Source organism: Actinomadura rupiterrae (assembly GCF_024172125.1).
In the GTDB taxonomy this organism is placed as follows: domain Bacteria; phylum Actinomycetota; class Actinomycetes; order Streptosporangiales; family Streptosporangiaceae; genus Spirillospora; species Spirillospora rupiterrae.
Window position 1 is genome coordinate 13108 of sequence record NZ_JAMZEA010000014.1, and the last position, 22363, is coordinate 35470.

Sequence of the window (22363 nt, forward strand, 5' to 3'; positions counted from 1 at the left end):
GCTTCCCATCAACATCGACCAGCGTGCCTTCGCCGCCCTGTTCGCCGCCTCCGAGCTGGACGACTGGCAGCCGCTGGTCGCCTCGGCGCCCAGCTGCTTCGGCGAGTCGCTGGCGCGAGGCCCGCTGCCCGCCCCGCTGATCGAGGCGCTCCTGCGGGAGCGGCGCGGCGAGTCCCTCCACCAGCTCGCGAGCAACTGGGACGTGGTCAGCGCCGTCCCCGGCCTGTGGCGGCGCCTCGCGGCGACCGGGCATGCGGACGTGGCCGCAGCGATCTTCAGCGGCCCGCCCAGCTGGGTCAAGAGCGGCTGGTGGCCGCTCCGCGCCTACCGCGAGGTGCTGGCCGCCGCGAGCCCGCAATGGGGCTGGACGAAACCGGACGGCCCGCTGAAGACCTTGAGGATGAGCATGCCGCGCCAGAGGCGCGCCTCGGTGGTGTGCCCGCTCGAAGGGGTCGCGCGCACGATGCTCGTCGTGCCCGGTTACGGGCTGACGCGTGCCGAGCAGCTCCGGGGGCTGGTGACCGTCCACGACCATGACGGCGGGGCGGAGGGGCTCCGGCAGCTCGATCGGGACAAGCTGCGTCCGGAGGTCGTCGAGATCCTGGGCAGCGGTGACATCGCCGCACTGCGGGCGGCCATGGACGTCGCCGAAGGCACCGCGGGGCTGATCGAGGAGTTCCAGGAGTTCGAGGGCCTCGGCCACGGGCTGGACGTGTACCTCGACATGCTGGGCCTGCGCGACGACATCGACTGGGACGCGGTCCGTGACGCCCACGCCGAGCGCCTATTCGGGAAGAACGCGCTGCTTGCGCTGGCGACGCGCGCCGACTGCCCCGCCGACCTCCGCCCGCCCGCGCCCGAAGCCGCGCCCACCGGCGACGATCAGAAACTGCGGGCGCTGGTGGCCGAGCATCTCGGGGACGACGTCGAAGCCTGGCGGACCGTCCGGGCGCGGTTGGCGCGGTTCAGCGGAGACCTCGCCGAGCTGGTGGCCGAGGTCGGCACGTCCGGCAAGAGCGCATCGAGCAAGGCGAAGAAGGCGGCGGCCAAGTGGCCCGGCGCGGGCGAGATGCCCGCCTGGGATCGCGTCGCGTCGGTCACCGGCGCCCGGGCCAGGTTCCTGACCCTTCTCGACGCCGCGCCCGACGAGACGCACCTCAAGCTGCTCAAGCACCTGGACGACCGGACGGTCAGCGACCTGTTCGGGCAGGGCGAGTGGCGCGACGCCTGGCTCGACTTCGCGCTCGGCGCCAGGCCGAAGCGCTACCGGCTCGCGCTCGCGCAGCGTCCGTCGCTCACCGAAGAGGCGATCGAGGCGCTGATGGGACGGGGCGACCCGGACGTCAACGCGCGGCTGTGCCTGCGGAACGGCGCGACCGGCCCGCAGCGGGAACGGCTGCTCGCGGGACGGCTGACCAAGGAGCTTGTCGAGCGCCTGCTGGGACGCCAGGGCGGGTTCCGCGCCCGCGACGCGATCGGCTGCTCGGACGCGCGGCTCCAGCGGCACATCATGGAGATGGTCCGGGTCCGCGGAAACATCCCGCAGCTGCGGCTGCTGCTGAACCTGTGGGAGCGGGGCGGGCCGGCCGCCGTGTCCGCGCTGCTGGACGAGAAGCTGCAGGGCCGCAACTTCAGCCGCAACGTGATCCGCTCCGACGTCCGCCGGTCTGCCGCCAGGCTGCTGGCGCAGCCGGACGCGGACGCCGCGCTGGCGGAACTGCGCGCCAAGGTCGTCGCCGGCGAGACCGCCGAGGCCCAGATCGAGCGGCTGCGCGAGCACGGCACGCATCCCGGAGCGGAGGTGTTCCGCGAGGCGCACCTGTGGCACTGGGACGAGCTGATCGCCGAGCACCGGCGCGAGCCGTTCAGCCCGGTGGTCATGCTCGGCCTCATCGAGGTCCCCGAATGCCCGCAATGGATCCGGGACGAGGCCGAGCGCGTCCGCTGGCGCTGGGTCGAGGCCAACCCGAGCGTCATCCAGGGTGAGACTCCGGAAGAGGTCCTGGGCGGCAGGCAGGCCGGTCCATGGTTGCCCCGGGCGGTGAGGGCGGGCGCGCTGACCTGGGAGGACGCGATCACGCTCGGGCACCCCGCCGCCCACGTGCTCGCCGCGATGACCACGCCGGAGGCCCGCGCGGTGCTGGGGCCGCTCGTCCGCGAGCACCTCGACCCCGACCCGGGCGCGTGGCACCTCGCCCTCCGCATGATCCCGGGATTCACCGGGACCGTCACCGAACTCCTCCAGACCGCCGTCCTCGCCACGTCGCACTGACCGTCCTCGTCACCTAGCACTGACCGTCCTCGCCACGGTGCACTGAGGCGCTCCTCAGCGGGCGTGGAGGCAACGGTCGGATAACGATGGCGGCGGGTCGGCACGCGCGGGCGGCGCGGCACGGATGATCTTCAGCGCCAGCACCAAGATCGCTTGAACGGACGTGGATCCATGCGACGACTCCCCTGGGTGCTCATCCCCGCCGCCCTCGCCCTCGGCGCCGCCGGTTGCGGCACTTCCCCCGACCGCAGCGGCGCGCTCTCCGGCGCCGACTCCGGCGCGCGCACGGCGGCGGCGGGCCTCGGCAAGCTGCACTCCACCGCCACGCAGGCGTTCGTCCGCGCCGACGGGAAGGCCCAGCGCCTGGTCGGCCCGAACGTGCAGCCGGTGTGGGACGCCCGGTCCGGCGACACCTGGGCCCAGCCGGCCTACACGGCTATCAAGGCCAAGGGCTTCACCAGCGTGCGGTTCGTCCTGTTCTGGGATGACTTCGAGCCGCGCAAGGGCGCGTGGAACGAGACCGCCTTCAAGACGCTGTCCACCGCGCTCGGAAGGGCGAGGTCCGCGGGCCTGTACGTCGTGCTCGACTGCGTCCACCTCTACGGGCAGCCGGAAGGCCAGGGCCGCGTCCCCGCCTGGGCCCGCAAGGCCGACGGGATGGGCGCCGTGGCGTCCAACGGGCTGCGCTTCCTGCAGCAGCTCGCGGCCCGCTACGGCGCCAACCCCGCGCTCGCGGCCTACGACCCGGTGAACGAGCCGTACCGGTGGCCGGTGAACCACAAGAGCGTCCTCGCCGACTACACCAAGATCGTCAACGCGATCCGGGCGAAGGACGCGAAGACCGGCATCGCGATCGAGCCGACCTACGGCGACGCGCGCGTGCCGAGCAGTGCGTTCGCCTCGTTCAAGCCGACGAGGCGGTCCAACCTGATCTGGTCGGTGCACGACTACTACACCGGCAACGCCGGGGTGGGCTTCGACCGCAACGACATCGGGACGTCCCCCAACGCCTCGGACGGCACGACCGGATACAAGCCCGCCGACAAGGCCAACCTCGCCAAGCACCTCCAGGTGCACCTCGACATGGCCAAGAAGGTGAAGCTGCCAGTGTGGATCGGCGAGTTCGGCATCGGCGGCCGCGCGGCCGGGCACGACCAGTTCATCAAGGACAAGGTCGCGCTGTTCAAGTCCAAGGGCCTGGGCTACGCCTGGTGGGAGTACTCCGACAACGGCACGTTCTCGATGGTGAACGGCAACGGTTCGTGGAAGGCGTGGGCGGGCCTCGTCCGCTGATCCGGGCGCAGGGCCCCCGGACCGATGGGGGCCCTGCGGCTCACAGCCAGGACGTCGCGAGCCAGGCGGTGACGGCCGCCGTGACCAGCAGAACGAGGTTGAGCGCGATCTGCCGGTCCCCGAGCCGCAGGTGGACGCGGGTCGCGCCGAGCTGCAGCAGGACGAACCCGACGGCGGCGGCGAGCGCGAGCCAGGCCGCGATCCCGGTGGCGGGCGGCAGCACCAGCCCCGCCGCGCCGAGGATCTCGACGCCGCCGATCGCCCTGACCAGCGGCATCGGGACGGTGTCGACCCAGGCCATCATCGGCCGCAGCCGCTCCCGGGTCCGGGTCGTCTTGAGGACGCCCGCGTAGAGGTAGAACAGGGCGAGCAGCCCCGCGACGATCCAGTAGGCGACGTGCATCGTTCGGTTTCCGTTCGCTGGAGACGTGAGTGCCGCTAGCGGGCGGACTCGGTGGTCGGCTCGATGACCGCTTCGTCGGCGGGTTCGGTGGCGTAGCGGCTCATCGCCTCGATGTTCGCCTCCCGGGTCAGGGGCCGTCCGCCGGACATCATCTCCCCCAGGTCCCGGAAGTACTGGACGTACAGGTCGGGGGTGAAGGTGCTCAGCATGACGGCCGGTTCGTCCGCCGGGTTGGCGAAGGTGTGCGGGGCGCCGGGCGGGACCATCACCAGCGTCCCGGCGGTCGCGTCGTAGGTGTCGGCGCCGACGGTGAACCGGACCGTGCCGGAGACGATGTAGAAGCCCTCGTCGTGCCGGGCGTGGCGGTGCTGCGGCGGGCCGGGCGTGCGCGGGGCGAGGACGGACTCGGCGAGGCCGAGCCGGTGGCCGGTGGTCGTGCCGTCCTCCAGGACGCGGAAGCGCGTGCTGCCGAGCATGATGACCTCGCCGTCGTCCGGGCCGACCACGGAGACCGCGGGTGCCTGTGGCGTCATATCCGATTGCCGTGTCATGGTCCGAGTCCACCGCCCGCGCGGCCGCCGTGTCCAAGACCGGCTGGGTGGAGCCGATACCGCATCGGTATCGTGGCCGTTCATGGAGTTGCGCACGCTGCGGTACTTCGTCGCGGTCGCCGAGGAGCTGCACTTCGGCCGGGCCGCGGCGCGGCTGCACATGAGCCAGCCGCCGCTGAGCCGGGCGGTCAAGGCGCTGGAGCGCGATCTCGGCGCGGCGCTGTTCGTCCGGTCGCCTGCGGGTGTCGCGCTCACCCCGGCAGGGACGGCGCTGCTGGAGGAGGCCCGCGCGCTGCTCGACCGGGCCGACCGGGCGCGCGTGCGGGTCGCCGCGGCTGCGGGGACCGCGACGATCGCGGTCGGGATACTGAGCGACGGTACCGATCCGGGGCCGCTGCGGCTGGCCGCCGCGTACCGGTCGCGGCATCCGGACGTCCAGGTCCGCGTCCGGGACGCCGACCTGACCGATCCGACCTGCGGGCTCCGGGCGGGCCTGGTGGACGTCGCGCTGACCCGCGCGCCGTTCGACGAGACCGGGCTGACGGTGCGGCGGCTGCGCAGCGATCCGGTCGGGGCGGTGCTGCGCGCGGACGATCCGCTCGCGGCCCGCGACCAGCTGAAGCTCTCCGACCTGGCCGATCGCCAGTGGTTCCAGTTCCCGGAGGGCACCGACCCGGCGTGGCGCGCGTACTGGAACGGCGGCGAGCCGCGCGAGGGGCCGGTCGTCCGGGTCGTCCAGGAATGCCAGCAGGTCGTCCTGTGGAACGGCACGGTCGGCATCTCACCCCTCGGGCACGAGCCGCCCGAGGGGTTGGCGCTCGTCCCGCTCGCCGACATGGAGCCGAGCCATGTCGTGGTCGCCTGGAAGGACGGTGACGCCAACCCGCTGGTCCGCTCGTTCGTCGAAGCGGCGGCGACGGCCTACCGGGCCTGAGCGGTGCGCTGGAGGCGGGCGGCCAGGTAGGCGAGGATCTCGTCCCTGGCCTGGACGGTGGGGTGGCCTTCCTCGTCGACGAAGTGGGCCGTGACGACGCTGTGCGGGGTCTGGACCATGTCGCGGAAGAACGGCGGCGGGTCGGTGTTGGCGGCCTCGCCGGGCAGGACGCGGCCGTCGAAGGCGTCGCCGAGCAGCGACCGGTAGGCGGCGAACCGCTGCCCGGTGCACCAGCGGTCGTTGTCGAAGCGGTAGGCGAGGACGGTCAGGCCGTCGCGGGTGACGCGGTCGCGGATCGCGCGGGCGTCCTCGTCGCCGATTTCGAGTCCCGCCGGGTCGTCCAGCGGGAGGGACGGGTGGTTGACCACGGGCGCGATGACGGACGGTTCGAGCGCCATGGTCAGGGCGAAGTTGCCGGTGAAGCACAGGCCGATCGCGCCGACTCCGGGCCCGCCGCATTCGGCGTGGGCCAGGCGGGCGAGGCCGCGCAGCCAGGACGCGACGGGGCTGGTGCCGCCTCCGGCGAAGGCGCGGAACTCGGCGCTGACGCAGGCGCGGCGGATCACCTTCTCGCCGTCCTCGACCGTGGGGTAGGCGCCGTCCCGGCCGAAGAGGGACGGGACGTAGACGGTGAAGCCCGCGTCGCGGATCCAGCGGGCCAGCCGGAGGACGTCGGGGCTGATGCCGGGCATCTCGGGCATCAGGACGACGGCCGGGCCGGTGCCCGCGACGAGGACGGTCTTCTCCACGCCGTCCACGTCCACGCGGCGGTGGGAGAAGTCGGTGATCGGATCATCGTTGGTCACCTCCCCAGCGTGACCTGGGACGGCCGCACCGGGCGATGGGCCGGATCGCCATGTATCGGGGTAATCTCGCCAGCGTCCCTTCGTGGTGAGGAGCCGGGTGTGAGTGCGCTGCGGGTGGGTGTCCTGGCCTATCCGGGATGCTTCGCGTCCGAGGTGTTCGGCGTCCCCGACCTGCTGACGATGGCCGCCCACGTCGCCGGTTCGGGCCGGGCCGGGTTCGAGGTCTCGGTCGTCTCGCCGCGGCGGCGCGTGGTCGCGTCCGGCGGTGCGGCGCTGGCGGTGGTGCCGCCGCGCGAGGTGGACGTCCTGATCGTGCCCGGCTTCGAGCTCGCCCCTGACCTGGACCTGGACGGGACGCTCGCCGCCCTCCGCCCCGAGGTCGCCGCGATCCGGGCGCACGCCGCGTCCGGTCAGGCGATCGTGTCGATCTGTGTCGGGGCCTTCCTGCTGGCCGAGGCCGGGTTGCTCGATGGCAGGCAGGCCACCACCGCATGGCTCTACGCCGAGCGGCTGGCACGGCACCGCCCCGAGGCCGACGTCCGGGCCGATCGGCTCGTCGTGACCGATCGGGGCGTGACGACCACGGCCGCCTTCAGCGCCATGTACGACTTCGCCCTGGACCTGATCCGGCGGCACAGCGGTCCCGGCGTCGCGCGGGCCACCGCGCGCCTGGCCCTGCTCGACGACGCGCGCTCGTCCCAGACCCCGTACGTGGACGCCCGGCTCCTGCCCGAGCCGGGCAGCGCGTTCTCCCGCGAGGTCATGCGGCACCTGGACCAGCGCCTCGCCGACCGCTACGACCTGGCCGCCCTGGCGGGCGCGTTCAACGTCAGCAGCCGGACGCTCCTGCGCCGCTTCGCCGCCGAGACCGGCCAGAGCCCCCTCGCCTACCTCCAGGCCGCCCGCGTCCGCCGGGCCCGCCACCTGCTGGAGACCACGGACCGGACGGTCGCGGGCATCGCCGCGGCGGTCGGCTACGGCGACGCGGGCACCTTCGCCGCGCTGTTCGCCCGCCACACCGGCCGCCGCCCCCGGGACTACCGGACGGCCTTCCGCCCCGGTCCGAACCGCTCGCCTGAGCCGTGCGGTCCGGACCGCACGGCTCAGGCGAGCCTGACGGCGAAGTTGTAGCAGCCCGCCTCGACGTTCCGGAGCTGGACGAGGGCGACGTCCGGGCGGGCCAGCAGGTCCCTGGTCACCGCCTCGCCCTCCTTGCCGTCCGCGACGAGAACGCCCTCGACGAGGGTGCCGCCCTGCCCGTAGGCGCGGACGACCTGCCGCCGGTAGCTCAGCGCGGGCGGGTAGTCGTGCGGCGTGGCGTACCCCCCGCAGTCCTCGGCGTGGACGAAGACCGGCCCGCGCTCGGCATAGGCGCCGGACCCGCCGGGCGGCGTGTAGGCGATCAGCAGCACCCGGTCGCCGGGCTCGGTCTCGCGCAGGCAGCACCGCACCGGGTTGCCGCCCTCCTCGTCCACCTGGACGGCGAGCGGGCGTCCCGTCTCGTCGCGGAGCCCGGTCCGGATCCGGTCCAGCTCGTCCTGCGGAATCGCCTCGAACACCAGCTTCGCGTCATCTCCCATGCCGACAAGCTTCGCCCGCTCAGCCGCAGGACGCTGGCAGGAATCCGACACCGCATTCGACCACGGGATTCGACGGCGGAAACCCTGGCCGCCGGGCACCGGCCCGCCTTATGATCACGCGCTGACGATCGACGCGCCCCCCGGGAGACGACCTTGGAACGACCGAACGACCGTTTCCCCTCGGTGCTGCGCTTCGCCACCGAACTGGTCGCCTGGGTGGGCGTGCCGTGGGCCCTGTGGAGCCACTCGTGGGTGCTCGCCGTGCTCGCGCTGGTCGTGCTGATCGGGCTGCCGACCGTGTTCTCCACTCCGGGCGACAAGGCGAACGTGATCGTCCCGGTGCCCGGCGCCGTGACGATCGCGCTCGTCGTCCTGCATCTGGTCGCGGCCGTGGTCGTCGCCTGGACGACCTGGCCCGCCTACGTCGCGGTCGTCGTGTCGGTGCTCGCCGCAGCGACCGTGTTCACCGAGCGTCGCCGCTGGCGGTGGCTCCTCTCGCTGGGCCGGAGTCCGGCCGGACGCCGCCCCGCCTAGCAGTCGGACGGGCGGGAGCCGCCCCGCCTAGCGGTCCCGGACGGGCGGGGGCGGCCCGAGGGCGGTGCCGCGGTCAGGCCGTCCAGGGCCACTCGGTGATGGCCGTCCGCATCAGGCGGGCGGCGGACGAGAGGTGCGCGCCGTCCCACCACGACAGGGTGACCGTCCGGCGGGAGTCGGGGTCGTCGACGGCGACCCACGTGACGGGCAGGCGGGGAGCGCCGGCGCGGCGCCCGAAGCCGGGGACGAGCGCGACGCCGAGCCCCGCGCCGATCAGCTCGGCGATGGCGCTCGGCTCGTCCACCTCGCAGACGATCTTCGGGGTGAGGTCGCGGGCGGCGAACAGCCGGTCGAGCAGGCGGCGTTGCCAGTGCCCCGCGCTGGTGGCGATGAACGGCTCGGCCGCCAGCTCCTCGACGCGCACCGAGGCGCGGTCCGCCAGCGGGTGGTCGGCGGACACCCCCACGCCCACCGGATCGTCGAACAGCCGGACCGGCTGCAGGCCCTCGGCGGGGATGGGCTGGGAGGAGACGCAGAGGTCGACCTCCTGCGCGCGCAGCCGGCGGGCCATCTCCTCGGCGGGCAGCTGGCGCAGCTCGACCTCGATGTCCGGATGGGCGCGCTTGAACGCGGCGAGCGGCCCGGTGAGGGTCAGGAAGGTCTCCGACGCCAGCCGGACGGTCCCGAACCCTTCGCCCGTGCTCTCGGCCACGGCCCGCCGTCCGGCGTCCAGCTCGCCGAGCGCGCGTTCGACGTGGTCGCGGAACAGCCGTCCGGCGTCGTTCAGGCGGAGGCGTCCGGCGCGGTCGAACAGCGGGGTGCCCAGCTCGCCCTCCAGGCGGGCGATGCTGCGGCTGAGCGAGGGCTGGGCGACGTGGAGCTCCTCGGCGGCGCGGCTGAGGTGCTCCAGCCGGGCCACCACCAGGAACTGGGCGAGGGTGTTCAGCTCCACGGGTCATGCCTCCGATGTCATAGCCATATAGCAATATTCGTCTTGGACATGATAACGCGCGGGTCATAGCTTCGTGGTGATCAAGAACCGAGGACGAGGGAGGGGGACGCCTCATGGTCACCGCAGCCGACCGGCCCGCCACCGCCGTGCCCGCCGGACGCCGGACCGGGCCCGCCGGGTGGACCCTGCGGGCGGTCGTCAGCGCGCACGTGGTCGCGATCGCCGGGCAGCCGGTGTTCGCCGGCGTGTACCTGAGCGGCGCGTACAGCGGGCTGCGCCTGCACGAGATGGGCGCGAACATCGTCACGTCGCTGGGCTACGTCCAGCTGGTCGTGGCGGCCGTGGTCTGGGCGCGGCGGAAGCTCGCCTGGCCCTTCGCCGGGACGGTCGCGCTGGTCGCGGCCGAGACGGTGCAGTACTTCGCGGGGATGGCGGGCGCGTTGTGGCTGCACCTGCCGCTCGGCGTGATGACGATCGTCGCGCTGGTGGTGCAGTTCATCGCCGTGTGGTTCCGGCCGCTCGCGCGTCGCGCGCCGGAGGCCGGCGATGAGTGAGCGGGGCATCGGGCGGCGGCAGCTGCTCGGCGTCGGCGGGGCGCTCGGGCTCGTGGCGTTCACCGGGCTGACGACCGCGGGCGCGCTGGCCCGCCGTCCGCCGCGCACCGGGGACGTGCTGCACAGCAAGGTGCCGCTGCCGCCGCCGTTCCAGGTGCCGCTTCCGGTGCCGCCGGTGCTGAAGCCGGTCGGCACGGCGGGCGGTGTGGACCGGTACGCGATCACGCAGCGGGAGACGAGCGCGGAGCTCCTGCCCGGGGTGCGGACGCCGCTGTGGACGTACGAGGGCAGCTTCCCCGGGCCGACGATCGAGTCGCGCCGGGGCCGTCCGATCACCGTGTCCCATCGCAACGAGCTGCCGGTGCCTACGGTGGTCCACCTGCACGGCGGGCGGACGCCGGCGTCGTCCGACGGGTATCCGACCGACCTCGTCCTGCCGCAGGGGTGGGAGGAGCCGCGTCCGATGATGGGCGGGATGCACGGCGGCATGGGGAAGATGCGCGACCCGCGCGCGGTGGTGACCCGGCAGACGCGCGACTACACCTTTCCGCTGGACCAGCGGGCGACGCTGCTCTGGTACCACGACCACCGGATGGACTTCACGGCCCCCGCGATCTGGCGCGGCCTCGCCGGGATGCACATCGTCCGGGACGACGCGGAGGACGCGCTCGGGCTGCCGTCCGGGAGGCGCGAGCTGCCGCTGATGATCGCCGACCGCGCGTTCGCCGCCGACGGGTCCCTGCACTACCCCTCGCTCGACCGGCACCTGCGGGACAAGCCGGGCGTCGAGGAGCCGTACCTCGCGGGCGTGCTCGGCGACGTGATCCTGGTCAACGGCGCTCCGTGGCCGATGCACGAGGTCGACGCGGCGCGGTACCGGCTGCGCGTCCTGAACGCGTCCAACGCCCGGCACTACGACCTGGAGGCGGTGCTGGACGACGGGCGGCGGCTCGACCTCGTCCAGATCGGCGCCGACCAGGGCCTGCTCGCGGCCCCAGTGAGGCACAGGAACCTGCCGCTCGCGCCCGCCGAGCGCTACGACCTGGTCCTCGACTTCGCGAAGGTCCCGATCGGCGGACGGGTGCGGATCGTGAACCGGCTCGGATCCGGACGCACCCGGGACGTGATGGCCTTCCACGTCGTCCGCAAGGCCGCAGACGGCAGCCGCGTCCCGCGCGTGCTCGCGAGGGACCTGCCGTCCTGGCGCCGCGCGGACGCCGCCCGGGTGCGCGAGTTCTCCTTCCGCGCCGGACGGATGGACGGCGGGCACGGTTGGCTGATCGACGGCCGCGCCTTCGACCCGTCACGCACGGACGTCACGACCCGGCTCGGCGACGTCGAGGTGTGGCGGCTCGTCGCGGACGTCCACCACCCCGTCCACCTGCACATGGTCGGCTTCCGAGTGCTGTCGCGCGGCGGCAGGGACCCGCTCCCCCACGACGCCGGGCTCAAGGACACGATCTCGCTGCGTCCCGGCGAGGCGGCCGAGATCATCACCCGGTTCGGCGGGTACAAGGGCCGCTACCTGTTCCACTGCCACAACGCCGAGCACGAGGACATGGGCATGATGGCGAACCTCGAAGTGACCTGACGACCTCGAAGTGACCTGAACGGCCGAAGGCCCCGTCCGGTGCGGACGGGGCCTTTCTGGCTGGGAGGCGTCAGCGGGTCCAGGTGGTGCACTTGTGGGCGGAGGCGTCGTTGGTGATCGGGCCGGTGCCGGTGCCGCCGGCGGCGAGCTCCTGCACGTGCGGGGCGGTCGCGCGGTAGCGGGTCCAGGCCGGGGCGGCGGGGTTGTTCGGGGAGCCGTGGCGGGCGAAGGACGTCCAGTAGGCGGTCATCTGGTCGGACAGCCGCTGCTGGGTGGCGATGAGCCGCGCCGGGCCGTTGTCGGCGCCGGGCATCGCGGGACGCGTCGTGGCGAACAGGTACGGCAGGTCGGTCAGGTGCGCGGCGCCGCCGGGGAAGTACGCGGGGACGGGCAGCCAGGTCGGCGCCGTCCGGTCGGCGAACTCGTAGACGAAGGTCGGGACCTGCCGCGACAGCGCGTCGGCGTCGGCGAGCATCGGGCAGGCGGTCGCGCGGTCGGTCTCGATCGCCGCCCAGGCAAGGGCGCCCTCCATGTTCGTCCGGTCGGCGGCGGGAGTGCCGGGCAGCAGGTCACCGGCGTAGGCGGACGGCTGGTAGGCGCGGCGGACGGCGGCGGCGCGCGGCCCGTAGGCGGCGTCGGTCAGCTTGGCGTAGACATCCGGAGTGAAGGTGACCTTGCCGAAGGCCGGGTTCACGATGGACGAGGTGACGAACCGCCCTTCGTCGCGGGTGTGCCCGGCCAGCACCGGGACGCGGGCGAACCGGCCCTGGCGGATCGCCTGGTCGGGCTTCGAGGGCAGCGTCGGGGTGCCGTAGGCGGGCGTGCCGAACGCCGGGAAGGTCGGGTCGGTCGCCGTCTTCGGACCGGCGAGCGCGTCGACCGAGGCGGCCCGCAGGCAGTCCACCGGGTCGGCGTGCGCGGCGCAGCCGAGCTTGCCGGCCAGCGTCGTGCCGCGTGCGGTCACGGCCTTCAGCGGCGCCCACGGCGAGACGTCGTGGGACTCGGGCGCCGGCGCTCCCGGGTAGAGGCGCGGCTCCAGGGTGCCGCAGCTCGCGCTCTGCAGGATCACCTTGCTGAACGCGCCGCGCGCGGCCGGTGAGGTGAGCTGCGCGCAGACGGCGGCGGACCCGGCGGACTGGCCGAACAGCGTGACGTTCGAGGCGTCCCCGCCGAAGGCGTGCGCGTTGCGGTGCACCCAGCGCAGCGCGGCCTGCTGGTCCTGCAACCCGAAGTCGCCCGATCCCTTCAGGCCCGGGTAGCCGAAGAAGCCGAACACGCCGAGCCGGTAGTTGAGCGTGACCACGACGACGTCGCCGCGCGCCGCCATCCGCGCCGGGTCGAACGCGCTGCCGGTACCGGAGGTGAAGTCGCCGCCGTGCACGAACACCATCACCGGCCGGGGACGGGTCGGAGCGGCCGCCGGGGTGGTGACGTTGACGGTCAGGCAGTCCTCGCTGACGCTCGTCCCGGCCGGGAGGTTGTAGGTCGGGCCGACGCACGCCGGGCCGCTCGCCGTCGCGGCCCGCACGCCCTGCCACGGACGCACCGCCTGCGGGGCCTTCCACCGCAGCGGGCCCACCGGCGGCGCGGCGTAGGGCACGCCGAGGAACTGGTGCGTCTGGCCGTTCGCTGCTCCGCGCAGGGTCCCGGCGTCGGTCTTGACGGTGATCGGTGCCTGCGCCTTCCCGCCGGCGGTGGTGGCGGCGGTGGTCGTGGCGGCGGCGGTTCCGCAGCCGGTGACGAGGGCGAGGCCGAGGGCGGCGGGGGCGATCGTGAGCTTCACGGGGTGCTTCATCGTCGGGCTCCAAGTCATCGTTCGCTGGTGTCGATGAGGGAACCTTCGCCGCCGCCGCGCACCGTCCGCGCACGGTCCGCTGACCGTGCCCGCCGCCCGTCCGTGCGGGGCCCGTCAGCGGCCGTTCCTACCAGGGGACGACGTCGCCGTACCGGTCGAGGAACCGGAGGCCGGGCGCGCCCGCCTGGTCTTCCAGGACGTCCACGACCAGCGGGATGCTCTCCTCCGGGACGAGCGGCGCGTCCGGACCGCCGAGCGCGGTCTTGTTGTGGCCCGGGTCGATGAGCAGCTTGGTGCGGCCGTCGTCGCCGTGCCGGGTGGCGTAGCTGCGCATCAGCTGGTTGAGCGCGGCCTTGCTCGCCTTGTACAGCTCGTAGCCGCCCTCGGTGTTGCGCGTGATGCTGCCCTGCTCGGACGACATGACCGCGACCGTCCCGCCGGGGACGACCAGGTCGCGCAGGGTTTCGAGGGCGCGCAGCGGGCTCAGCGCGTTGGTGATCATCACGTCGGTGAACATCCCGGTCGGGACCTCGCCGATCGGCACGTCGCCGCGGTCGATCGCGGCGTTCACGAACAGCAGGTCGACGCGGCGGCCGTCGAGCCGCCCGCGCAGCGCGGCCAGCTGCTCGGGGCTGGTCATCTCCAGGTTCTCGACGGTCAGGCGGCCGTCCGAGGTGTCGGCGCTCACCTGGAGGGCGCCGCCGGACTGCCGGGTGGTGGCGATGACGTGCCATTCGCGGCGCGCGAGCTCCTCGGCGAGGACGAGCCCGAGACCTCGGGACGCCCCGATGACCAGGGCGTGGCGGATGGACGGTGCGGGCATGGGCCCTCCTTCGTGGTCGGCGGCGCCAGATTAGACGAGACGTTTCGTCTAGACAAGCGCGCCCACCCGCGGGACGGCCGGCCGGTATCGTTTGCGCATGCCCGCCGCCAGCCCACCGCCCCGCAGGACGCGTTCCGGCAACCGGCGCGACGAGGCCGCGCGCCTGGCCGTCCTGCACGCCGCCGACGACCTGCTCGCCGAGACCGGCTTCGGCAGGCTGACCATCGAGTCCATCGCGCGCCGCGCGGGCGTCGCCAAGCAGACCATCTACCGCTGGTGGCCGTCCAAGGTCGAGATCCTGCTCGACACCCTCATCGAGGACACCGGGAAGCGCCTTTCCCTCCCCCTCGAAAAGGCCACGGCGGAGACCGTCCGCGAGTACGTTCGCGCTTTCGCGCGGTTCCTGACCGACGACCCGGCGGGAAAGGTGCTGCTAGCGCTCATCGCCGAAGCGCAGCACGACCCCGCGACGGCCGAGAGTTTCCACAAGCGCTACCTCGGCCCGCGCCGTGACCTGGAACGCGACCTGCTCGCCCGCGCCGCCGAAGCAGGCGAGATCTCACCGAAGCTCCCTTTGGACGCCACGCTCGACGCCCTTCTCGGGCCGATCGTCTATTGCGCCCTGACGGGGTCGTCCATTCCGGATGAACTGCTCGGCGTCCAGGTCGACGACCTGCTCGGCCTTCGCTCCGCATAAGGGCCGCTGGGTCAGTGCGGAATGCCTTCGATGATGTCGAGGGCGCCCTTCCGGGCCAGCGTTGACGCCACGAGAGCGCCGAGTTCGCGGGCGCGGTCGGATTCGTCGGTTTCCTGGACGCGGACGAACTCGTCGCCCTCGCTGGTGAAGACCATCCCGATCAGCGAGAGGCGCCCGTCCGGGGTGCTGGTGCAGTATCCGGCGATCGGCGAGTTGCAGTGGCCTTGCAAGCCGTGCAGCATCGAGCGCTCGGCGGTGGCGTGCAGCTGCGTCTCGGGGTCGTCCAGTTGCCGCAGCAGCTCGATCAGGCCGAGGTCGGATTCGCGCGCATGCACGGTCAGGACGCCCGCGCCGACGGCCGGGACCATCTCGTCCAGTGGCAGAACCTCGCCGATGCGCTCGGTCATCCCGATGCGCTCCAGCCCGGCGGACGCGACGATCAGCGCGTCGAACCCGCCGCCGTCCTCCGCCTCGCGCTCGCCGTCGCTCCCGTGCTCGCTGTCGCTCCCGTGCCCGCCGTCGCTCTTGTGCTCGCCGTCGAGCTTGGCGAGGCGGGTGTTGACGTTGCCTCGGATCCGCTCGACGCGCAGGTCCGGACGCAGGCGGAGCAGCTGGGCCTTGCGGCGCACCGCCGAGGTCGCCACGAGCGCGCCCGGCGGCAGGTCGGCCAGCGACCGGTGCTCCGACCCGGCGGGGAACACCACGGCGTCGTGCACGTCGTCCCGCTCCAGGTAGGCGGCGATCAGGGTGCCGGACGGGAGCGGGACGTCGCCGGGGATGTCCTTCAGGCAGTTGACCGCCATGTCGATCTCGCCCGCGACCAGGGCCTTGTCGATCTCTTTCAGGAAGCTGCCCTTGCCGCCGAGCGCGGCCAGGTCGCCCTGCCAGGTGTCGCCGGACGTCTGGATGCCGACGATCTCGACCTCCGGGCCGTCCGCCAGGCCGGTGATCAGGCCCTGGACGTGGCGGGCCTGGGCCATGGCCATCGGCGACTTGCGTGACCCCAGGCGGATGCGTCGCTGATTCAGCACCCGTTCAACGTAGGGGACCGTCCGGCGCGGGCCCGTCCGGGGTGGGTATAGGGCGCGCCCCGGTCAGGTGAAGACGACGGCGCAGACCGGCATGGCCGGGTTCTGGTGGCCGTGCAGCAGCAGCGCGAAGCCGTGGTCGGGCACCCGTCCGATGAGTTCGCCGTGCTCGACGCGGACGTCCTGCGCCTCCAGGTCGGCGACGACCTCGGCGTACGGCCGGTCGAGCAGCGGGACGCCGCGGAACCGGGCCGTCCCCCGGACGCCGACGAAGCCGATCGCCAGCCTGGCCAGCCGGTCGGACGCGTCGAAGTCGAGGATCAGGCCGTGGTCGAAGTACCAGTCCTGCGTCTCGCCGCCGTAGTCGGGGCGGCTCTGCATCGCGGGCCCGAGCAGCCGGCGCAGCTCCTGCTTGTCCTGGCCGAGCCGGACGAGTTCGGTGCCCTCGCGCGAGACCAGGCGGTGGTCGGTGATCGGCGCGACCCCGTCCTCGTCCGACATGCCGAGGACGCTGCCGGCCGGACTGCGGACGTAGACGCCCACGCACGTCACCGGCTCGGACGCGTCGTCGGCCGCGAGGTTGAACCCGGCGTCCGGGACGTCGCAGCCGTCGTGGTCCTCGACCACGCGCTCGCCCGCGCCGCGCAGGTCGGCCACGACGTCGGCGTAGGGCCGTCCGAGCAGGGCGACACCGCTGTGGGACACGGGAGCGGGTTCGAAGACCTCGATGTAGACGATCCGGTCCTGGTCGTCGTGGTGCAGGATCAGGCCGCCGTCGAGGTAGTGGTCGCACAGGCCCAGCTGCCAGGCGGCCTTCCGGAACGCCCGCACCTCGCCGAGCGCGTCGCCGAACGCCTCGGCGAGGCGGCCCGCCACCGCCGTCCTGTCGGCGCCGAGCGGAACGCCGCCCGGAAGCATCCCGTCGAGACCCTTGTAGGGGCTGATCCGCCACCCTGCCCGTTCGCTCACCGGAGCATCCTCGCAGAACGAACAAATCCCCATGAAAGAAACGCGAAGTGCGGCGGTCGCAGCGCGGACGCACCGGGCCCGGGCCGTCCCATGACGGCCCGGGCATCTATGGTGAACGGCTCATCCGCCCCTCGGGGTCAGACCCCCGATGGCTGGGCGAACAGGCCGGTGAAGGACTTCTGGGCGCCCGGCCGCGGCTGCGGCTCCGTCGACGTCGGGGCCGGGAGGCCCTTGCACGTGCCGTTGTCAGGGCGTCCGGTGGCGAAGTAGGACGTGATGTGCGCCGCGCAGTCCGTCGGCATGCCCGCCGCCGACCCGTGCACGTCGTCGTCCACGGTCAGCACGGACCCGCCCACGGCCGACCGCATCTGCAGCGACCACGGGTAGGGCGACGGCACCTCGTAGCGGTGCGCCGACATCACCAGCGGCGCGTTGCTGTGGTGCAGCCGGACGGGCTGGACGGGCAGCGGCCAGCCCGCGCACATGTTGACCGGCAGGGTGAGCAGGCCGGTGGCGGGGTACTGCTTGAGGTCCTTCTGGTAGGCCTTCCAGAAGGTGCCGAAGTCGCGCGGGCCGGTGTCCTCGTTGCAGAACACCGCCTGGTTCATCGTCGTGTTGAACTGCTCGGGCAGGTCGGCCGGGGGCTGGCCGCCACCGCCGGGCGGCGGCCCGAAGAACTGCTTGATCAGCGCGGGCGCCGGCTGGCCGCTCTTGGCGTCGCGCAGGGCCTTGAGCAGCGCGGCCGTGCTCGGCCAGTCCAGGCTCGGCTGGCCCGCGAGCCGCGCGGCGATGAACCCGTCGAAGTTGCGTCCCGGCAGGTCGGTGAAGGTCTTGGGGTGGGCGTTCAGCTCCTTCTCCATCGCGACGATCGCGGCCTGGACCTGGCGCGCGGTGGTGCCGAACCCGTAGGTGGAGTTCCGCGCCGCGACCCAGGCGGCGTAGCGCCCGAAGTCCACGGCGGTGGCCTTGGCGCGTCCGGCGAAGAACGCGTCCAGCCGGAAGTCGGGCAGCGCGGTGCTGTCCAGCCACATCAGCCCGACCTTGCCGGGGAACAGGTCGCGGTAGAGCGCGCCCAGCCACGTCCCCCACGAGACACCGAGGTAGCTCAGCTTCTTCTCGCCGATCCCGGCGCGGATGCGGTCCATGTCGCGCGCGACGTTGGCGGTGGTGAGCCCGCCGAGGAACGCCGGGTCCTGCTTGGCGCACGCCTTGTTGTTCTGGACGACCCAGTCGTAGCGCTTCTGCGCGTCCGCCTTGCTGACGGGCGAGCCCGACTGCGGCGGCGGCGCGCCCTTCGCGCAGTCGAGCTTGCTGCTGTAGCCGACGCCGCGCGGGTCGAAGCCGATGAGGTCGTACCGCTGGTTCAGCTTGGCGCCGATGCCGACCGAGCGCTGCATGACGTACTCGACCGGCATCAGGTAGCCGCTGCCGCCCGGCCCGCCCGGGTTCAGCGCGATGCTGCCGAGCCGGTGCTTCTGGTCGACGGCCTTCAATCTGGTCACGGCGATGGTGATGTGCCGTCCGGACGGTTTGCGGTAGTCGAGCGGCACGGAGAGCGTCCCGCATTCCGTGCGCGCCCAGAGCTTCTTGAACTCGGGGATCTGCTCGGGCGGCATCATGGCCTTCAGTGCCGCGTCCGAAAACTGCCGGCAGGGCTGCCAGGCGACCTTGGACGCCTGGCCCGGAGCCGGTGCGGCGGCGATGGCCGCCACGGGCATGAGAGCGGTGGCGACGGCGGCGGCCAGGCAGGCCGTGGCGCCGGCGAGTGCTCGTGATCGGGTCATGGCGCTCATGCTCGCGATCACGTTGTGATGCGGGCGTAACCAAATACACGAGCCTTTCTCGCGACACCCGCGCCTCCTGCGCCTCCGCCGTGCGCACGCGGGCCGATCCTCCCCATCGCCGGGGTCGGTGCGGGACCGGGCGCCGGGGCTCCTAGGCTTGGCCCGTGATCGTTTCGGGGGCGGCGGGGGCGCGGTGCGCGCGCGGGCTGTTCCTCGCGGCGACGTGCACCGCGCTCGCGCTCGCGGGCCACACGATCGGCGGACGCGGCGCGTGCTGCGTCCCGCCGCTGCCCGCCGTGGCCGGCACCGGCGCCGTGGTCGGCGTGCTGTGCGTCGCGGTCGCGGGCCGGATGATGTCGTTCTGGAAGATCCTCGTCGTGGTCGGGTGGGCGCAGGTGGCGTTCCACCTGGCGTTCACGGCGTTCGCCGGCACGGCCTTCGCCGGGACGGGCATGCACCACGACATGGCCGCCGCAGCTCCGCCGCCCCCGGCGGGCGGGATGAGCTGGTCGATGCTGGGCGGGCACGCGCTCGCGGCCGTCGCGGCCGCGGTGCTGCTGGCCGGGGCCGAGCGGACGCTGTGGTGGCTGGCCGGTGCGGTCTTCGCCGTCGTGGCGATCGTGCTTCTGCTGCTCGGGCGCCCGGACGCGCCGGAGCGCGCGCCGTGGATCGTCGTTCCCGACTCCCCCGCTCCCCGGCTCGGTGTGCTGCTCGCGCGGGCCGTGCGGCGGCGGGGCCCGCCGGCAGGCGCGCTGCACGCCGCCTGAGCCCGCCCTCTGCCTGGTGCCGGTGGGCCGGCCGGCGTGCCCTCGCATGCCCGAACACCACCGGATCACAGGGAACGACCCCCATGTTCAATCGCAGGATCCCGGCGGCCGTGACGGCCGCCCTGCTCGTCGCCGGAAGCGCGGGCACCGTCGCCGGATGCGCGAGCACCAAGGCCGCCTCGTCCGGCGCGTCCGACGGCGTCCCGTCCTCGCCCGGACGGACGTCCTACCCGTTCACCCTCGACAACTGCGGGCAGAAGGTCACCTTCACGCGTCCGCCGCAGCGGGTGCTCATCCTGAACGGCACGTCGGTGGCCGAGTCCGAGAGCTTCGTGCTGCTCGGGCTGCAGGGCCACGTGTTCGCGAACGCGCAGTCCTACGGCGTCTCGGACGACCCGACGATGACCGCCAAGGTCGCGGCGCTGCCCAAGCGCGGCCTCACCATGAACCGCAATTTCGAGGTGCCCGCAGAGCAGGCCCTCGCCACCAAGCCCGACCTCGTCGTCTCCACCTGGACGGGCGGGTTCGACCCCAAGCGCGGCCTGGCCACCCGCGAGCAGTTCACCGCCGCGGGCGCGAACACGCTGGTCAACCCGGTGAACTGCGCGCTCGGCAAGCCGAACGCCACACTCGCCGAGAAGAAGGCGTACGCGTCGGTGTCGGTCGACTCGTCGCGGGCGTTCCTGCTGCTGCTCGGACGGATCTTCGACGTCCAGTACAGGGCCGCGCAGGTCGTCCAGGATCTTCGCGCGCGCGTGGACGTCGTGCGCCGCACGGTCGCGGGCGGGCAGCCGAGGAAGGTGCTGCTCGCGTACCCGGGCATGGCGATGATGAACGCCAACGGCCTGCCCGCCGTCATGACCGGGCGGATCACCGACGACGTCATCCGCGCGGCGGGCGGCGTCAACGCGTTCGCCGGACGCGACCGCGACACCACCAGCACGCTGAACAGGGAGCAGCTCGCGTCCGCGCAGGTGGACGTCCTGGTCGTCGGCGTCTTCACGCCCAAGGAGGACCCGGCGGGCGAGGCGCGCAAGCTGTTCGCCGCGTATCCGCAGTGGCGCGCGTCCCGCACCGGGACCTACACCACCGTCTCGGACGGCGCGTTCCTCGGGCCGCTCAACGCCTGGGCCGTGGAGAAGATCGCCAAGGCGGTGCACGGTGCTGGCTAGCCGCAATCCCGTGACCCGGACCCGGCCTGCCGCCACGCCCGTTCGGAGGCCGCATCTCGTGTCCGGGGCGTTCACGGGCGTGCTGATCGGCGGGCTCGCGGTGGCGCTGGTCGCCGTGTGCGTCATCGCGATCTCGCTCGGCTCGGTCACGCTGCCGCTCGGCGCGGTCTGGCGGGTGATCGCCGCGCATCTCACCGGGTCCGGCGACACCGACCCGCTGCGGGACCAGGTCGTCTGGGACATCCGGACACCGCGCGTGCTGGTCGCGGCCCTGGTCGGGGCCGGGCTCAGCGCGGCGGGTGTGGCGCTGCAGGCGCTCGTCCGCAACCCGCTGGCCGATCCGTACGTGCTGGGCGTGTCGTCCGGGGCGTCGCTCGGGGCGGTGCTGGTCGCGGCGGTCGGCGCGCCCGCGCTCGGCGGGCTCGGCGTGACCGGCGCGGCGTTCGTGTCGGCGCTGCTGAGCGTCCTGCTGGTGTACGTGCTGGCGCAGCGCGGCGGGCGGCTGCTCGACTCGCGGCTGGTGCTGGCCGGGGTCGCCGTCGGCTACCTGTGCCAGGCCGCGACCAGCTACGTCCAGCTCCAGCTCGACCCCTCGGAGCTGCAACGGCTGATGTTCTGGCTGATGGGCAGCATCGCGGGCGCGACCTGGCACGACCTGCGGCTGCCCGCCGCCGTGATCGCCGCCTGCACCGCCTACCTGCTGCTCCAGGCGCGGCGCCTGAACGCGCTGCTGGCCGGGGACGACGCGGCGACCGCGCTCGGCACCCCCGTCCGGACGCTCCGGCTGGCGCTGCTGGCCGTCGCGTCGCTGCTCACCGCCACCGCCGTCAGCGTCGTCGGCGGCATCGGGTTCGTCGGGCTCATGGTGCCGCACGCCGCCCGGTTCGCGGTCGGCGCCGACCACCGGCGCGTGCTGCCCGTCGCGACGCTGCTCGGCGCGGTGTTCCTGGTGGTCGTCGACCTGGCGACGCGGACGGTGGACCGGCCGAACGAGCTGCCGGTCGGGGTGTTCACCACCGCGATCGGCGTGCCGTTCTTCCTGTGGCTGCTGCGCCGCCGGACGGGAGGGGCGGCCTGATGCGCCTCGACCTCCACGGCGTCACCGCCGCCATCGACGGCGCCCCGATCGTCTCCGGCGTGGAGCTGACCGCCGCGCCCGGCCAGTTCGTCGGGCTCGTCGGGCCCAACGGCAGCGGCAAGTCGACTCTGCTGCGGACGGTCTACCGGACGCTGCGTCCGAGCGCGGGCGTGGTCTCGCTGGACGGCGACGACCTGTGGCGGATGCGTCCCCGCACGGCCGCCCGCCGCCGCGCCGCCGTCACCCAGCATGGTGATCCCGGCGGCGAGTTCACCGTCGCCGAGGTCGTCGCGATGGGCCGCGCCGCTCACCAAGGGCTGCTGGACCGCGAGACCGCGTCCGACCGCTCGGTGGTCGCCGAATCGCTGGAGCGGGTCGGCATGGACGGCCGGGACGACCGGCTGTTCAGCACGCTGTCGGGCGGGGAGCGCCAGCGCGTCCTGCTCGCCCGCGCGCTCGCCCAGCGCGCCCCGCTGCTGGTCCTGGACGAACCGACCAACCACCTGGACGTCGGCGCGCAGCTCGGCCTGCTCGACCTGGTCCGCTCGCTCGGCCTGACCGTGCTCGCCGCGCTGCACGACCTGGACCACGCGGCCGCGTACTGCGACCACATCGTGGTGCTGCGGGACGGGCGGGTCCGGGCGGCCGGGCCGCCGCTGGAGGTGCTCACGCCCGAGTTCATCGCCGAGGTGTTCGGGGTGCGCGCCCACGTCGGGCCGCATCCGCTGACCGGACGGCCGCACATCGCGGTCGCCTCGCCGGTCTGAGCGCGGGCGGCCT

Annotated in this window: 22 protein-coding genes; 12 read left to right on the plus strand and 10 right to left on the minus strand. The window is 73.4% G+C overall.

What is annotated here, in order from left to right; translation table 11 throughout:
- Positions 1-202 precede the first annotated feature (202 nt).
- On the plus strand, positions 203-2272 hold the full coding sequence (locus FHU30_RS38215) for a hypothetical protein (RefSeq protein WP_253882462.1): 2070 nt from the start codon (positions 203-205) through the stop codon (positions 2270-2272).
- A gap of 171 nt (positions 2273-2443) precedes the next feature.
- Positions 2444-3565, plus strand: coding sequence for a glycoside hydrolase family 5 protein (locus FHU30_RS38220; RefSeq protein ID WP_253882463.1), 1122 nt, complete (start codon positions 2444-2446; stop codon positions 3563-3565).
- Positions 3566-3605: 40 nt separating this feature from the next.
- Here FHU30_RS38220 and FHU30_RS38225 read toward each other — a convergent pair whose 3' ends face one another.
- Together FHU30_RS38225 and FHU30_RS38230 are read right to left on the minus strand one after the other, a co-directional pair.
- Complete coding sequence (locus FHU30_RS38225) at positions 3606-3968, minus strand: DoxX family protein (protein ID WP_253882464.1); 363 nt, start codon at positions 3966-3968, stop codon at positions 3606-3608.
- Between the two features lie 35 nt (positions 3969-4003).
- The gene (locus tag FHU30_RS38230) at positions 4004-4501 is read right to left on the minus strand and encodes a cupin domain-containing protein (RefSeq protein WP_253882465.1); all 498 of its coding nucleotides are present in this window, start codon (positions 4499-4501) and stop codon (positions 4004-4006) included.
- 100 nt (positions 4502-4601) lie between these two features.
- Between FHU30_RS38230 and FHU30_RS38240 the strand changes: the two genes are divergently transcribed.
- The gene (locus tag FHU30_RS38240; RefSeq protein ID WP_301324277.1) at positions 4602-5453 is read left to right on the plus strand and encodes a LysR family transcriptional regulator; all 852 of its coding nucleotides are present in this window, start codon (positions 4602-4604) and stop codon (positions 5451-5453) included.
- Here the strand turns inward: FHU30_RS38240 and FHU30_RS38245 are convergent.
- The gene (locus FHU30_RS38245) at positions 5441-6259 is read right to left on the minus strand and encodes a dienelactone hydrolase family protein (RefSeq protein ID WP_253882466.1); all 819 of its coding nucleotides are present in this window, start codon (positions 6257-6259) and stop codon (positions 5441-5443) included. The genes FHU30_RS38240 and FHU30_RS38245 overlap by 13 nt on opposite strands.
- 99 nt (positions 6260-6358) lie before the next feature.
- Here FHU30_RS38245 and FHU30_RS38250 point away from each other — a divergent pair, with 99 nt between their 5' ends.
- Positions 6359-7390 (plus strand): GlxA family transcriptional regulator, encoded by a 1032-nt coding sequence (locus FHU30_RS38250; RefSeq protein ID WP_253882467.1) that lies wholly within the window; start codon positions 6359-6361, stop codon positions 7388-7390.
- Here the strand turns inward: FHU30_RS38250 and FHU30_RS38255 are convergent.
- Complete coding sequence (locus tag FHU30_RS38255) at positions 7363-7839, minus strand: DUF1203 domain-containing protein (RefSeq protein WP_253882468.1); 477 nt, start codon at positions 7837-7839, stop codon at positions 7363-7365. The two genes, FHU30_RS38250 and FHU30_RS38255, sit on opposite strands and share 28 nt — an antisense overlap.
- A gap of 153 nt (positions 7840-7992) precedes the next feature.
- On the opposite strand from FHU30_RS38255, the gene FHU30_RS38260 reads away from it, so the two are divergent.
- Positions 7993-8373: a hypothetical protein gene (locus tag FHU30_RS38260; RefSeq protein WP_253882469.1), complete on the plus strand. Its 381-nt coding sequence runs from the start codon at positions 7993-7995 to the stop codon at positions 8371-8373.
- A gap of 73 nt (positions 8374-8446) precedes the next feature.
- Here the strand turns inward: FHU30_RS38260 and FHU30_RS38265 are convergent, their stop codons facing one another.
- Positions 8447-9325: a LysR family transcriptional regulator gene (locus FHU30_RS38265; protein WP_253882470.1), complete on the minus strand. Its 879-nt coding sequence runs from the start codon at positions 9323-9325 to the stop codon at positions 8447-8449.
- 113 nt (positions 9326-9438) lie between these two features.
- On the opposite strand from FHU30_RS38265, the gene FHU30_RS38270 reads away from it, so the two are divergent.
- Positions 9439-9879 carry a hypothetical protein gene (locus FHU30_RS38270; protein WP_253882471.1) on the plus strand — a complete coding sequence of 147 codons (441 nt, stop codon included), beginning with the start codon at positions 9439-9441 and terminating at the stop codon, positions 9877-9879.
- A complete protein-coding gene (locus tag FHU30_RS38275; RefSeq protein ID WP_253882472.1) occupies positions 9872-11470 on the plus strand; it encodes a multicopper oxidase family protein in 1599 nt (532 codons plus the stop codon). Before FHU30_RS38270 ends, FHU30_RS38275 begins: the two co-directional genes overlap by 8 nt.
- Positions 11471-11540: 70 nt before the next feature.
- Here the strand turns inward: FHU30_RS38275 and FHU30_RS38280 are convergent, their stop codons facing one another.
- Both FHU30_RS38280 and FHU30_RS38285 read right to left on the minus strand, forming a co-directional pair.
- On the minus strand, positions 11541-13265 hold the full coding sequence (locus FHU30_RS38280) for a carboxylesterase/lipase family protein (RefSeq protein WP_253882473.1): 1725 nt from the start codon (positions 13263-13265) through the stop codon (positions 11541-11543).
- Positions 13266-13392: 127 nt separating this feature from the next.
- Positions 13393-14088, minus strand: a complete 696-nt coding sequence (locus FHU30_RS38285) for an SDR family NAD(P)-dependent oxidoreductase (protein ID WP_253882474.1) — start codon at positions 14086-14088, stop codon at positions 13393-13395.
- A gap of 97 nt (positions 14089-14185) precedes the next feature.
- Here FHU30_RS38285 and FHU30_RS38290 point away from each other — a divergent pair, with 97 nt between their 5' ends.
- Positions 14186-14785, plus strand: a complete 600-nt coding sequence (locus FHU30_RS38290; protein ID WP_253882475.1) for a TetR/AcrR family transcriptional regulator — start codon at positions 14186-14188, stop codon at positions 14783-14785.
- An 11-nt stretch (positions 14786-14796) separates the two neighbouring features.
- Here FHU30_RS38290 and hemC read toward each other — a convergent pair whose 3' ends face one another.
- From hemC to FHU30_RS38305, 3 genes are all read right to left on the minus strand, one after another.
- Positions 14797-15816 carry a hydroxymethylbilane synthase gene (gene hemC, locus FHU30_RS38295; RefSeq protein WP_253882476.1) on the minus strand — a complete coding sequence of 340 codons (1020 nt, stop codon included), beginning with the start codon at positions 15814-15816 and terminating at the stop codon, positions 14797-14799.
- A gap of 63 nt (positions 15817-15879) precedes the next feature.
- Positions 15880-16782 (minus strand): hypothetical protein, encoded by a 903-nt coding sequence (locus tag FHU30_RS38300; protein WP_253882477.1) that lies wholly within the window; start codon positions 16780-16782, stop codon positions 15880-15882.
- Between the two features lie 137 nt (positions 16783-16919).
- Positions 16920-18566: an alpha/beta fold hydrolase gene (locus tag FHU30_RS38305; protein ID WP_253882478.1), complete on the minus strand. Its 1647-nt coding sequence runs from the start codon at positions 18564-18566 to the stop codon at positions 16920-16922.
- Between the two features lie 164 nt (positions 18567-18730).
- Here FHU30_RS38305 and FHU30_RS38310 point away from each other — a divergent pair, with 164 nt between their 5' ends.
- From FHU30_RS38310 to FHU30_RS38325, 4 genes are all read left to right on the plus strand, one after another.
- Complete coding sequence (locus FHU30_RS38310) at positions 18731-19333, plus strand: hypothetical protein (protein WP_253882479.1); 603 nt, start codon at positions 18731-18733, stop codon at positions 19331-19333.
- A gap of 83 nt (positions 19334-19416) precedes the next feature.
- Positions 19417-20505, plus strand: coding sequence for an ABC transporter substrate-binding protein (locus FHU30_RS38315; RefSeq protein WP_253882480.1), 1089 nt, complete (start codon positions 19417-19419; stop codon positions 20503-20505).
- A gap of 58 nt (positions 20506-20563) precedes the next feature.
- Complete coding sequence (locus FHU30_RS38320; protein ID WP_253882481.1) at positions 20564-21583, plus strand: FecCD family ABC transporter permease; 1020 nt, start codon at positions 20564-20566, stop codon at positions 21581-21583.
- Positions 21583-22350, plus strand: a complete 768-nt coding sequence (locus tag FHU30_RS38325) for an ABC transporter ATP-binding protein (RefSeq protein WP_253882482.1) — start codon at positions 21583-21585, stop codon at positions 22348-22350. Before FHU30_RS38320 ends, FHU30_RS38325 begins: the two co-directional genes overlap by 1 nt.
- The last annotated feature ends 13 nt before the right edge of the window (positions 22351-22363 follow it).